At 31.3% G+C, this 12393-nt stretch carries 10 protein-coding genes and 4 pseudogenes; 6 read left to right on the top strand and 8 right to left on the bottom strand.

Going from position 1 to position 12393, the window contains the following annotated elements; translation table 11 throughout:
* Nucleotides 1-76: 76 nt before the first annotated feature.
* From AAG068_RS11840 to AAG068_RS11830, 3 genes are all read left to right on the top strand, one after another.
* Nucleotides 77-457 carry a GtrA family protein gene (locus AAG068_RS11840; protein WP_342719404.1) on the top strand — a complete coding sequence of 127 codons (381 nt, stop codon included), beginning with the start codon at nucleotides 77-79 and terminating at the stop codon, nucleotides 455-457.
* 34 nt (nucleotides 458-491) lie between these two features.
* Entirely contained in the window at nucleotides 492-1466 is a 975-nt protein-coding gene (locus tag AAG068_RS11835) for a glycosyltransferase family 2 protein (RefSeq protein WP_342719403.1), read from the top strand.
* A gap of 306 nt (nucleotides 1467-1772) precedes the next feature.
* The gene (locus tag AAG068_RS11830; protein ID WP_342719402.1) at nucleotides 1773-3452 is read left to right on the top strand and encodes a DUF6044 family protein; all 1680 of its coding nucleotides are present in this window, start codon (nucleotides 1773-1775) and stop codon (nucleotides 3450-3452) included.
* A 242-nt stretch (nucleotides 3453-3694) separates the two neighbouring features.
* On the opposite strand, the pseudogene AAG068_RS11825 reads toward AAG068_RS11830, so the two are convergent.
* Nucleotides 3695-4171 (bottom strand): annotated as a pseudogene (locus AAG068_RS11825) (spore coat protein).
* Nucleotides 4172-4241: 70 nt separating this feature from the next.
* Between AAG068_RS11825 and AAG068_RS11820 the strand changes: the two are divergent.
* Nucleotides 4242-4385, top strand: a complete 144-nt coding sequence (locus AAG068_RS11820; protein ID WP_342719401.1) for a hypothetical protein — start codon at nucleotides 4242-4244, stop codon at nucleotides 4383-4385.
* 313 nt (nucleotides 4386-4698) lie between these two features.
* On the opposite strand, the pseudogene AAG068_RS11815 reads toward AAG068_RS11820, so the two are convergent.
* Nucleotides 4699-5495, bottom strand: a pseudogene (locus AAG068_RS11815) (alpha/beta fold hydrolase).
* A 464-nt stretch (nucleotides 5496-5959) separates the two neighbouring features.
* Here AAG068_RS11815 and AAG068_RS11810 point away from each other — a divergent pair.
* Nucleotides 5960-6736: a C39 family peptidase gene (locus AAG068_RS11810; protein ID WP_342719400.1), complete on the top strand. Its 777-nt coding sequence runs from the start codon at nucleotides 5960-5962 to the stop codon at nucleotides 6734-6736.
* 457 nt (nucleotides 6737-7193) lie between these two features.
* Here AAG068_RS11810 and AAG068_RS11805 read toward each other — a convergent pair whose 3' ends face one another.
* The 5 genes and pseudogenes from AAG068_RS11805 to AAG068_RS11790 all read right to left on the bottom strand — a co-directional run.
* Nucleotides 7194-7790, bottom strand: coding sequence for a DUF421 domain-containing protein (locus AAG068_RS11805; RefSeq protein WP_342719399.1), 597 nt, complete (start codon nucleotides 7788-7790; stop codon nucleotides 7194-7196).
* 1056 nt (nucleotides 7791-8846) lie between these two features.
* Entirely contained in the window at nucleotides 8847-9716 is an 870-nt protein-coding gene (locus AAG068_RS11800) for a DUF421 domain-containing protein (RefSeq protein ID WP_342719398.1), read from the bottom strand.
* A 20-nt stretch (nucleotides 9717-9736) separates the two neighbouring features.
* Nucleotides 9737-9847: pseudogene (locus tag AAG068_RS29940) on the bottom strand (DUF1657 domain-containing protein); the annotation flags it as partial.
* 18 nt (nucleotides 9848-9865) lie between these two features.
* The gene (locus tag AAG068_RS11795; protein ID WP_428845990.1) at nucleotides 9866-10015 is read right to left on the bottom strand and encodes a hypothetical protein; all 150 of its coding nucleotides are present in this window, start codon (nucleotides 10013-10015) and stop codon (nucleotides 9866-9868) included.
* Nucleotides 10016-10050: 35 nt separating this feature from the next.
* Nucleotides 10051-10290: pseudogene (locus AAG068_RS11790) on the bottom strand (stage V sporulation protein AD); the annotation flags it as partial.
* 553 nt (nucleotides 10291-10843) lie between these two features.
* On the opposite strand from AAG068_RS11790, the gene AAG068_RS11785 reads away from it, so the two are divergent.
* The gene (locus AAG068_RS11785; RefSeq protein ID WP_342719397.1) at nucleotides 10844-11512 is read left to right on the top strand and encodes a sulfotransferase family protein; all 669 of its coding nucleotides are present in this window, start codon (nucleotides 10844-10846) and stop codon (nucleotides 11510-11512) included.
* Between the two features lie 27 nt (nucleotides 11513-11539).
* Here the strand turns inward: AAG068_RS11785 and AAG068_RS11780 are convergent, their stop codons facing one another.
* The gene (locus tag AAG068_RS11780; protein WP_342719396.1) at nucleotides 11540-12313 is read right to left on the bottom strand and encodes a sulfite exporter TauE/SafE family protein; all 774 of its coding nucleotides are present in this window, start codon (nucleotides 12311-12313) and stop codon (nucleotides 11540-11542) included.
* Between the last annotated feature and the right edge of the window lie 80 nt (nucleotides 12314-12393).

The following is a 12393-nucleotide window of genomic DNA, read 5'->3' as shown; positions in this document are numbered from 1 at the left end:
ATCATTGATTTATATAAAAGCTGCAAATTATCATTATATATTTTTATATCTTTTATAAAAATGAGGATACTACATTATGAAGAAATTTTTAAAGTTTAGCTTGATAGGAATATTAAATACACTTATTACAATGATTAGCTACATAACTTTGGTTAAATTTGGTATTAATTACCTTATCGCTAACTGTTTAGCTTATTTAATTGGTATTATTAACAGTTATTATTGGAATAAAAATTGGGTTTTTGAATTCAAAAATAAAGAGATATCATTATTTTTGAAATTCCTAACTGTAAATTTAATTGTATTAATTTTTAACACAATTACCTTATTCATATCAGTTGATAAACTTTTTATCAATAAGTTTATCTCACAACTTTTTTCTATCAGTGTTGGCATGATAATGAATTTTTTCCTTCATAAACTTTGGACATTCAACAAACAAAATCATTTGCAATAATTCAACAAATCCCTACTACAAGGAGGATAAAAGCTTGGAGAAACTTATTTCAATTATCGTTCCTATGTATTTTGAAGAAGAAGTAGCACAAGAATGCTATAATTGTTTAAAGTCTGTTATGCTACAAAATAATATTAATTATGAATTTATCTTTGTAAATGATGGTAGTACCGATCGGACGATGGAAATTTTAAAAGGTATTTCAGCCGAAGATTCTCGTGCTAAAATCATAAACTTTGCTCGTAATTTTGGACATCAAATAGCTGTAACAGCAGGAATTGATGTTGCTAAAGGTGATGCTATGGTCATCATTGATGCTGATTTACAGGATCCACCTGAAGTCATCCCAGAACTTATTGCGAAATGGGAAGAAGGTTATGAGGTTGTTTATGCAAAAAGAAAACGGCGTGAGGGTGAAACTTGGTTTAAACTTGTAACAGCTAAATATTTCTACCGCTTCTTAAATGTCATGTCTGATATTAATATTCCTAAAGACACAGGTGACTTCCGTCTTATTGATTGTAAAGTAGCAGATGTATTCAAACAAATGACAGAACGAAATCGTTTCGTACGTGGAATGATGTCTTGGATTGGATTCCGTCAAACATATATTGAATACGTAAGAAATGAACGTTTTGCGGGCGAAACAAAATATCCCTTAAAGAAAATGATGAGATTTGCCTCAGATGGTATTATTGCATTTTCTACAAAGCCATTAAGAATGGTTATGACTTTAGGTTTAATTTCTGTATTAATTTCTATTGCAGTTTTAATATACTCAGTTATTGTTAAATTTATTGGACAAGACATTCAAACTGGATGGGCTTCTCTTATGGTTGCTATCACATTCTTCAGTGGCGTGCAACTTCTTGGTCTTGGTATTGTCAGTCAATATATCGCTCGTATTTATGACGAAAGTAAGAATCGACCAATCTATGTTGTAAAAGAGACTGTCAATATAGAAGAGGGTATAGCTGTAGACGATAAAGACAAATTGAATAAATCTTAAATATACTAAAAAGAATTGTAGCACGTGTTTTTCACTGCCATAATTCTTTTCTTTATTTAGATTAAATAATGTTTACAATCTAGTCTTTGAGCGACTTAACTGTTAAGACTTTTCTTTTTTATAAAACTAATCAAAATTAAGAAACAGATCCATTTTCCTCTGGTATTCTTCCCTCTTCCACACTCATGTTTATACAAGAAGTTTCTTATTTACAAAAAATCACAACCTCTTATTAACCAGGGATAATTTCTTTCGTTTAGGAAATTTTATAAATAAACTTTTTGAAAATTTTTTGAGGTGCCTTCAATGTTTTTAAACCAGAATAACAAAGAAATAAAATTACTTGTTTTTGCAGCAATTATACTCATTCTTTATTTGTCTCCTTTATTTATTCTTGGAGAAAATGCGCATATTCGCGTTCATGATAATCTTGATTCCAATTTGTCCTGGTATAAGGTTTTGGCAAGGAGCGGAGAGATAATAGGCCCGATTGATGCTACCATTCCACAGGTGATAAACAATCAATTGTCAAGAAACGCATTTAGTACGGAATTTAGTGGTATCGTTTGGTTGTATGCTTTTTTTCCAAATATGGTTGCATATGCATTGAGTCAAACGATTACAAGAGTGGTTGCGTTTATAGGGATGTATGTTCTTTTAAAACAACATTTTTTACCTAGAGAGGAATGGAGGGTCATTGCAGTAGGAGTTTCATTAGCTTTTGCTCTTACTCCTTTCTGGCCTTCAGGAATGCTTAGTACTCTCGGAATGCCTCTTGCACTTTGGGCATTTTTAAATATTCGAAAAGGAGAAAAGTCGTGGAAGAACTATTTTGTACTCACTCTTATTCCTCTATATTCGAGTATTGTTTTAGGTTTTTTCTTTTTTTTAAGCGGAATGGGAGTCCTTTGGTTAGTGGACTTAGTAATAAAAAAAGAATGGAACTTTCGTTTTCTTTTTTCAATTGTTTATATGACGCTCATTTACATGATTGTAGAATATCGCTTAGTATCTTCCTTCTTTTTATCTACTGCACCTAACAGTAGAGATGAATATTTTCATGCAAGATTATCGTTATGGCGGTCTCTCCGCCTCACATTGAAAAATTTCCTTTTCGGACATACCCATGTCATGACAGTCCATACATTTGTTATTTTACCTGTCATACTTATTGCGTTGTATTTTATCATTACTAAGAAACAATGGAAGCAAGAAAAAGTCTTTGTTTTTTTGTTTTGGTTTAACATAGCTTTGTCAATTTGGTATGCTTTTTGGTTTTATAAAGGTTGGCTTCCATTAACAAAACGTTTTCACATTTTAGATACATTTAATTTTGCACGTTATCATTTTTTACGCCCGTTAATTATCTATGTTTTATTCGCTCTTGGATTAAAAGTTTTATGGTTACAAGGGAAAATATGGAGACACGCTGTAACAGGCTTTGTGGTAGCTCAAATTATTTTGTTAAGCTTTTTTAATGAAGAACTTATTTTTCAAAATAAACCTTCAGTAAAGGAATTTTTTGCAGAAGAACAATTCCAGAAGATAAAAGAGTATATCGATTTACCTTTGGAACAGTACCGTGTCGCTAGTATTGGTTTACATCCTGCTATTGCTCAGTACAATGGATTCTATACACTTGATACATATAATAATTTTTATCCTCTATCGTATAAATATGAATTCCGAAAAATAATCGAGAAGGAACTAGCGAAAAATGAAACGCTTCGTACGTATTTTGACGAATGGGGTGGCCGCTGTTATATTTTTACCGAGGAACTTGGAAAACACTATATGTTTACAAAAAACTCGAACAGACGCTTGAAAAATGTAGAACTAAATATAGAGCATTTCAAAAAAATGGGTGGTCGTTACATATTTTCTGCTGTCCCAATTGAAAATGTAGCAGAAAACAATTTATCTCTTGAAAAAATATTTACATCGAAGTCATCAGCTTGGGAAATTTATTTATATGAAGCAATATAGATGCTTGAAATAGATTGCCTCTCTTGATATAAAATAATAAAAACCAAACAGATATTTGTTTGGTTTTTATTATTTTGTATTAAATTGAACTACTCACCATTTAACATCCTAACAGGCCATTTGAAATGAAAAATTCCTAAGTAAAAAAACTAGCGTTTTCTAATTGCGTATCCTCTTTTTTCAAATCAAGATTCTTAACAGTGTTTAAATCAAATTACATGAATTCAAAATTAATTGTATGCTTAAAAAGATTGATTAACAGGTTGGTATATATTAGCTAAAGTTTGCACTTCTGATTCTGGAGCTGTAGATAATGGATAATATCCTTTTTTGACCATATATTGCCATACATCGTATGCATGTCTACCACTATTTAAGAAAGCATTTTCTAAGAATGTTCTTAAGCTAGGGTTTGCACATTCTAATACAGAACCAGCATAATTTAAAGCTGCCGACTTTTGATTTAATAAGTATCCAGTTGCAATTGCTCGGTTATTAGGTGGTGCTCCGTTTACATCCGGAGTAACAGGTGGCAACTCTTCAACAGGTGTTTTTAAGTAAGAAGATAGTATAGACGTTAACTTATATGTCTGAAATTTATCAACATTCGGTCCACTTTGACTCTGTACGAATTCAACTTTTAAATTATAATCCTGCACATGTAATGGAAAATGTTGTTACAATAATTGGTTTAATTCGGGATCTGGTGCTTGCTGAATCTATGTACTCATCATGTTAATTGTATTATAACAACCAGCAATTAATTCACTTAAATCACGTAATTCAAGTATGATGAGACCTGTAAAACATATGTTTCACGGTTTTCAAAATAAAATAAGAACATTTATTCCATCCAAAGTAAACTTGGCAAATATAGAGTTTGCTGATGAAATTACGCCTAACACACAAAAGAAACAAAATAATCCAAACTAATAACTGTTACTATTAAAAGACAACAACTCCATAAAAAAGCGGATAGCCGGTTCCTTATTTTACAGGAAATCGGCTAATCTGGTTTAATACGTACAAGTTTCTTTTTTGGATATGATGATCCGAATTAACTTTTTAACATTTACACTTGTTAATTTTTTATTTATCTTCAATTTTCGAAAATCCCCTGTTTCCACGATTTCATTTCTAATTGATCTACTGTTCATCATAATTTCTCAAGTTAGAAACAAAACTCATCCCGTTATCCTTTTTGAAAATATTAATTTTAAATCCCTTTTAGATTTGAGATAATACTTTATGATTTAAGAACTTCTTTAGAAACCTTAGAATGCGTACAAACAAACTGCTCAATCATTTGATTTAACTCTGTAGCCGCTTTTGTTGGTATTTGATGTTTTGCACCCGTAATAAATCTTAATTCATTACATGGCAATTCTTCATGTAGTAAGTTTGCATGACTATAAAAAGTTTTGTCATTTTGTCCATAAACCAATAACATAGGTAGATGAATGTCTTTAAGGCGATTGGTACAATTATAGTGCAAACTATAGCGATAATATTGTTCGATATTTTTTGCATTACCTTTCCGAGCTTCTCGAAACATTCTTTTAAATATTTTTTTGTATTAGAATTCCCCCACGAAATGGCAAATGCTAAAAATGAAATTGCTCTTGCATTCGCCAATTGGACACCTAGAGAAATCTTGTTTTTTAAGTACCCTTTACGCACTTCTGACATTCCACCTATTAAAATTCCCCCTAAACTATTTTCGGGATATGTTAATAAAAATTCCAAGGCAACTGAGCTTCCTGTTGAATACCCACATACAAAAGACTTTTTTATTTCCAAGTGGTCCAGTAAACTCTTCATATCTTTAGCAATTAGTGAATACGTAATTGGCTGACTTGAACTCTGACTGTTCCCATGTCCTCTGACATCAAAAGCGATTACTTTAAAATTTCTAGATAATTCTTCTATCTGATATTCAAAATTTTCACAGGTAAGTGTAGGTGGGTGTATAAAAATGATAGGAGTCCCTTCTCCTTTTACTATGTAGTAAAGACTACATCCCTCTACATCTAACTTTGGCATGTATTGAATCACCTCGACAATTTACAATCTCTTAATTAAAGCTACTGATTTCATAAGTATTTCACACTTAATAATTTGTATAAAAAGAAAGAAATATACTCACTTCCTATTTTGTTAAAGGATTCAATATTCATTTCTCTCTTTACAAATCATAAAATGTTCAAAAAAGTTCATTTTGATTAACGAAACATTTTAGACAGATATATACCCGGTTCATTAGTCATTTTGGGAATAAAGCTTTTAATACTTTTTATTCCTGCATAGCTCTCTTCAACTCGCTTATACTATAACTGTAACTTAAGGTTACAAATTATTAATCGGTGCGCGTGGGCTTCCTTTTTACTACACGTAGGTATTTGGAATTTGCCACATAAAATGAAGCTTATTAAACGTTCTATACCTCTAAAAGTATCGGATAATAAAATATTATGGTATTAAGTAAGTACTATTAAAAGGTGAATGATATGAAAAGATTTCTAACTTTGTATACCTTAGTTTTAATTTTAGCGGGATGTTCAGAAAAAACATCCTCTCTTAAAAAGAATGAATTACAAGTTAAACAAAAAGATAACAAATTGATTCAAAATACAACACATTCAATTCCAAAAAGTAAACCTTTACAACCATCTCCCACTTCAGCCACTAAAAAAATCATTTTAGATGTGCCGCTTATATCACAAAAGCCAGAATTAAAATATGGATGCGAAGTTACAAGCTTAGCGATGGTATTACAGCATGCAGGTATTAAAGTTAATAAAATGGATTTAGCTAACGAGATAAAAAAAGATCCTACTCCACTGTCTACAAATAAAAGTGGAGACATCATTCAATGGGGAGATCCTAAAGAAGGTTTTGTCGGAGATATAACTGGGAAAAATAAGGGATACGCTGTCCACGTTCAACCGTTGCAAGAATTAATGGAACGTTATCTACCAAATCGCACAGTAAACTTAACAGGAAAACCTTTTAATACTATGTTAGCTCAAATTAAGCTCGGTAAACCTGTGGTAGTATGGACTACAGGAGATTATCGCCTTCCAGATAGATGGGAATCTTGGAAACATGATGACAAAAAAATTACAGCTCCTTTGGATTTACACGCTGTTGTTATTGTAGGTTTAGAGGACAAATACATTTATATCAATGACCCATTAACTGTGAAAAAAGCACACAAAGTAAGCCAAGATATTTTCGTTCAATCGTGGGAAGCATTAGGGAAACAAGCATTATCCTATCGCTAATGCAATTTCATTAAATATTTAATACTTCCACTAGGTGCACCCTGTCTATACAAAAAATAAAAAATACTCATTAAATCCGCTTTCGTTTCGCATACTATTTCTAATGTCATTTATACTACGTTTGTAAATCAAGGCTACAAATCATTGTTGTAAGTGTGGGCTTGTAAGATGTAATAAAGCAGTTAGTTCCATTTACTAATTGCTTTATTGCACAAAATTAAGATTATTAATTTTTAGCTACAGATCACTATTTTCAAGTATATATGCTCTATTATAACAGTAGCACAAACACAATTACAATTAGATACATGTTAGTAGTATCAATGCAGTATTTTATTTTTTAACCATATTCACACTTAACTGAATAAAATTGACTATTACGATAATACTATAGCAGACCCCACGTCCATGATTAGAGCAGCTAGCAAAAGCTAACTGCTCTTTTTATTTTTTCACTTTAAATCATGATGTTCTTGATGAGAGTGAGCATTAATTTCTTGGAATATATTTGAATTATTATTTTTTCTTGTAAATCTTTTAGATTATTTGACATCATATTTTGATTTAAAAATTGTGGTTGAATTAGCTTTTTTAGGTCTCCAACTGTTAATGGTTTTGCATCCTCTTTTAACTCATACCCTAATTGACCATTGGGTTCTAGCGTTGCAGTTTTTACATCTTCAATTTTTGAAATTCCCTTATTACGTAATCTCATTTCTAATTGATCCACTGTTAAACGCATTTTCTTTAGAGCAACAACATTTAAAATGCCATTTTCAATCACTGTTTTAGATTTACCAGTAATAAACTTCTCAAATGCATTTGATTTTAATTGTAGATATTCCAAAATAACCACTGAAATGACAAATATAAGTGCACTTACAATAGCCTTTAATACACTTTTTTCTACAATAGGTTGTACAATAATTGTACCAATAGAAATCATTACTACAGTTTGTGCTAACGTCATTTGCGAAATAGATTTTCTACCTGCTATTCGTAATAAAAGAATGCCGCTCAAAATTAAAATAAATGCTTCCAAAATAAAATTCATATAATCCTCCTTTAACAAAAAATCTTAATTTTACATTACCCTTTTGTACTCGAATTAATACTTTACTGAATATTTGGGACAGATGTACTGTTGTTATACTCCTGTATAACATTTTAATCATTTTTATAAGCGAGGCATTTCTTTCGTACAACAAGCATTTAGTTTTATTAACTGCATGTTGTGTAAAACAGTATTTTTGTTCAAAATGATGACCTTATATATCTGAATATATTTACCATATTCTTACCAAATAAATTCGTGATATGTTTAATTAGTCGAGTACGTCATTACTTGACACTTACCCTTAGAAGTCCCGCGGACAATCCGGGTTTCTTTTATCAATATATAATTCTCTAAATAATCAGTTGGGTGTTAAAATACCCTAGATTTTCCTTAGGAAGTTCTCATGTAATTAAACAAGAGTTTAAAATCCCTTGAATCTTAGCTCTTTGAAGCGCCCTTCAAGGGACTAAACCAATTAAAACAACGATTTTGTTCACTTTTTTGATACATTTATGAAACATTTTTGTGTTATCTTTAGTAAATCCTTTAACTACAGAAAGATTTATTATGTAAAAAGTCCTAGTCCCCTCTAGAGCTTTTTATATTCAAATAGAGATTTTGTTAATTTCCATTACCGTTTTTAATTTATTTGAATACATTAATATCAAAAGAAATTCTAAAAGGTGCTTTGGTCCAGTTACCTTGAATTTCTTGCACACCTAAAGAGTAGAATCCGTTTATAAAAAACGGGTTCTTTTATTTTTTCACTCACTATATATTATATATACATAATATAAAAATGTTCATCATTATATCTTTGTGAAACATCACGTGTTTCAATACATTATCTTTTTTTTATGACCTCTTATCTTTGGTGCACAACAACAATTCTTTCTTTTTTGGGCCACTTAAAATAGCCACAATCTAATTATAAATAGATTATGGCTATTTTTGTTTAATTAGCAGCTTTTAATCCGTTAGCATGATGTGCATGAGGTACTCCCCCTATATATTGTTTTCACTCGCTAAAACAAAGATAACAGAACATCCTTTTTATTCTTTTAAAAGGTAGGTTATCCTGTTTAAAATAGCTTCAATTTGTTGTGCATTTTTACTATACATTTTACTTGCCTTTTTAGATTTCGTTTCTAAAGAAAATAGTTCAAGATCCGCATAACATTTTTTTAAAGATGCCAACAATAAAGGTTTGTTTTGAGGAGAAGGCATTTGGAGTTTGTCATTGTAAATGTCGATAGTAAGTTGTCCGTATGAATCCACTTGAGCAAGAAAGATATTTTCAATAACAACACCGAGTTTTTCAAGCTCAGAATGTAACCAAGCGCGGTTATGCCCGCTTGCTGAAAGAGGCTCATCTAGTACATTTCCATCCATAATAACAGTTTGCGGTTCTTTTTCATTTGGTACTTTTAAGCCGAGGTCTTTTGCAGTAAGGGGCTGAGAAGCTTTCTTTAATAATACATTCAATTCTCCGCTCGGTTCCAAAATGGCAAATTCTACTGCGGATATACTAAAGGTCCCATTCCCTCGGAGAAGTTCAAGTAATTCATCACTTGTATACTTTTCTTTCTTTAAATTATCCTCAAGTATTTTGCCATCCTTTATTAAAACTGTAGACTTACCTTCAAAGAAATCTCTTGCGGCTTTGTTTTTTAAAGAAATAACCCCCACAACAAAAGGGATTGAAGCGAAAATAAGTATTGCAAAGACGCCATGGAAAAACTTTTGGTCTAGCCCTGTAGATACTTGAGCTGCGATACTACCAATTGTCATTCCAGCTATGTACTCGAAAAAAGAAAGTTGAGAGATTTGCCTTTTCCCTAAATATTTTGTGATAGCAAATAAAATAATTAATATAAATACAGAGCGGAGAATGACAAGTGTCCATTCAGGTAGGTACGACATAGTAATTTCCTCCAGTCTACTTAATAAAACCCTTTATATTGAGGTTCTTCACGTTCTAACACTAAAACCCTATTCCTTAAATCAGCAATGACGCTTTCCATTTCTAGCATACATTCATGAGAGACAAGTTTTTACACTAGCAATTACTGTCATACAAATATCTCTTTTCCTTTTGCTTTCAATAGTAGTGTGTCGATGAATCTGAAAATGATAGCTGCTGATACACCGGTACTTGTTACTTTAAACATGCCAGGAATTACACCGATAATTCCGGTGTTTTGCAGCTTCTTCCATCGCACCCGTGAACGAGGGCATTACCGGAGCATGTAATCGGTAATAAATGTACGTATACGACTGTTGCCGAACAGCCTGGGGCACTTCCTCCGGCTATTACAGGTTGCCCTTCTCTATACATGAGTATTCCGCAATCTTGAAAATACTTACTTGTTACTTTTGTTCCATGTTTATGTTGTAAGTCATAAGCAATTTCGTGTCCGAGGTCGCCTGTTACGATTAAACTATAATGAGATGCATCGAGATATCTTTCTCTTAAATGAGCTTCAAATGTATCAACGATGCACCTATTGTGTCTCTATAACTAGAAGATCCACATCTTTTTTATAAATCCACCATATTTCAATTAATTGTCAATGCTTTAAAGTTAACATTAGTATTTTTAATTGTTTATGAAGGCAACAATTAGAACCTTGAACAGAAATCATAGAAAAGGAATACCAAATATATTTCTTATTTTTATTCTAATTTTTATAACCAAACATATGTATACAATACATAAATGTATTTCCTGTTACTCCTGATGTACCTGAAAAAGAAAAGAGCCGCATTTATAATACTATAAATGCGGCTCTTTTCTAATAAACCTATGTTATTGTATATAATGCTTATCCACATAAAATCCAAAAGAAAACCTAGATATAGTGCTCTTTTGACCAAGATCTATATTGGATATAAACATACATAATATTATATGCACGTTTTTGGAGGGTGTGAATGATGAGAGCAGTAATTTCTTATACTATTTTTTTGCTAAAGTTTATTTTGAAATAAAGAAACCCTTAAATATATTTATCAAAAAATAATGAAAGTTGTTAAAAGGAGGAGTTTCTTTGAGTATTCCAAATAAAAGTAAACTATTTTTAATATTATCTTCTCATCGTTCTGGTTCCAGTGCGACAGCTGGAATATTGGATGTCTTAGGGATACATATGGGAGATTCGTTATTAAAACCTTCATCTACTAATCCAAAAGGTTACTTTGAAAATGTGGATTTTGTGCATCTAAATGATAAAATTCTTAATTCAATTGGTGCCGCTTGGAATAACCCACCTAAAAGAGAAGAGCTTCGTTGCTCCATCGAACTATCAAGTGATATATTCTCTTTTTTAAGTAAACATATTAAACCTCTATGGGGATTGAAAGACCCTAGAATGATTTTAACATTTGATATATGGAAACCATATCTGAATCAGTTAAAGGACATTACATATATATTTACTTGGCGACCAATACAAGAATCTGTATCTTCTCTTGTAAACAGGAATAAGATTGACGAACAAACTGCTGCGAGTATCTTGACACGTTATCATGAAAACCTTCTATATTACCGGAATCTACTTGAGCAAGAAAACAAAGATATTATTGATGTACATTTTGATAAGCTACTGGAAAGCCCTGAAAAACTTGTCAAGGAGATAAATTATAGAATAGGAAATAAACACCATAATAATCTAGATAAGGTGAAAAACTTTTTAGATAAAAAACTAAAATATTTTTAAACGAAAATTTGTCACGTTTTCTAAATTTCAATACAGAATGACTAATTTTAGTCCACTAACGAAAATAATTAAAGCTAAAAGTAATTGTAGTGGTTTAACAGGAATCTTGCTAGATAATTTACTACCTATGATGACTCCTGGAATAGAACCGATAAGCAAATTGATTGTTAATATATAATCTACGTTTCCTAACTTCATATTTAGTATGCTTGCAACAGTAACTAATATAAAAGCATGCGTAATATCTGTTCCTACTAATTCAGATGGCTTCATTTGATATAAATATATCATAACAATAGCAAATAAAGAACCAGAGCCAACAGAAGTAAGTCCAACAACAAAACCAAGTATAGCACCAATAAAAATAGTTACATTCTTCTTTTGTTCTACAGTTTGTTTTTGAAAGTAATTTGGAACAGATTGATCGTAAAAAAGGATTTTTATAAAAATAGAGATGGCTGCAACAATTAGAACATAACCTATTATATATTTGAGCAATTCTTCTCGATTTTGATGCAAAATTGGTAAGAATTGAATGGTTGTTATTGCGATAATTGCACTAGGTATACTACCTAAAGCTAAATATCTTACTAGTTTGTAGTTAATTGTTTTTTGTTTCCAATGTTGGGTTATCCCAAACATTTTAGTGATAGAATTATATAGTAGATCTGTACCAACGGCTATAGATGGGGTAATGCCTACCGTTAATAGAAAGGGCGTCAGTAATGCAGCTCCTCCTATTCCTGTCATTCCAACTAGCCCCCCTACAACCATCCCCATAATTATGATTGAAATACTCATTATATAATTCTCCTCTTTACCATATATAACTAAATTTTAGATAACCTAATTCATATGAATGAAATAGCGGTTTACTAAAG

The organism is Bacillus paramycoides (genome assembly GCF_038971285.1).
Taxonomy (GTDB): domain Bacteria; phylum Bacillota; class Bacilli; order Bacillales; family Bacillaceae_G; genus Bacillus_A.
The sequence above is the reverse complement of the archived record's forward strand: the minus strand, read 5'-3'. Positions and strand labels throughout refer to the sequence as shown.

What these genes read in the sequence shown, in the direction of transcription:
- AAG068_RS11810 (WP_342719400.1), top strand. Translation starts at nt 5,960, where the DNA reads ATGAAAAGATTTCTAACTTTGTATACCTTAGTTTTAATTTTAGCGGGA.
- AAG068_RS11820 (WP_342719401.1), top strand. Translation starts at nt 4,242, where the DNA reads ATGATGAGACCTGTAAAACATATGTTTCACGGTTTTCAAAATAAAATA.
- AAG068_RS11805 (WP_342719399.1), bottom strand. Translation starts at nt 7,790, where the DNA reads ATGAATTTTATTTTGGAAGCATTTATTTTAATTTTGAGCGGCATTCTT.
- AAG068_RS11800 (WP_342719398.1), bottom strand. Translation starts at nt 9,716, where the DNA reads ATGTCGTACCTACCTGAATGGACACTTGTCATTCTCCGCTCTGTATTT.
- AAG068_RS11780 (WP_342719396.1), bottom strand. Translation starts at nt 12,313, where the DNA reads ATGAGTATTTCAATCATAATTATGGGGATGGTTGTAGGGGGGCTAGTT.
- AAG068_RS11840 (WP_342719404.1), top strand. Translation starts at nt 77, where the DNA reads ATGAAGAAATTTTTAAAGTTTAGCTTGATAGGAATATTAAATACACTT.
- AAG068_RS11830 (WP_342719402.1), top strand. Translation starts at nt 1,773, where the DNA reads ATGTTTTTAAACCAGAATAACAAAGAAATAAAATTACTTGTTTTTGCA.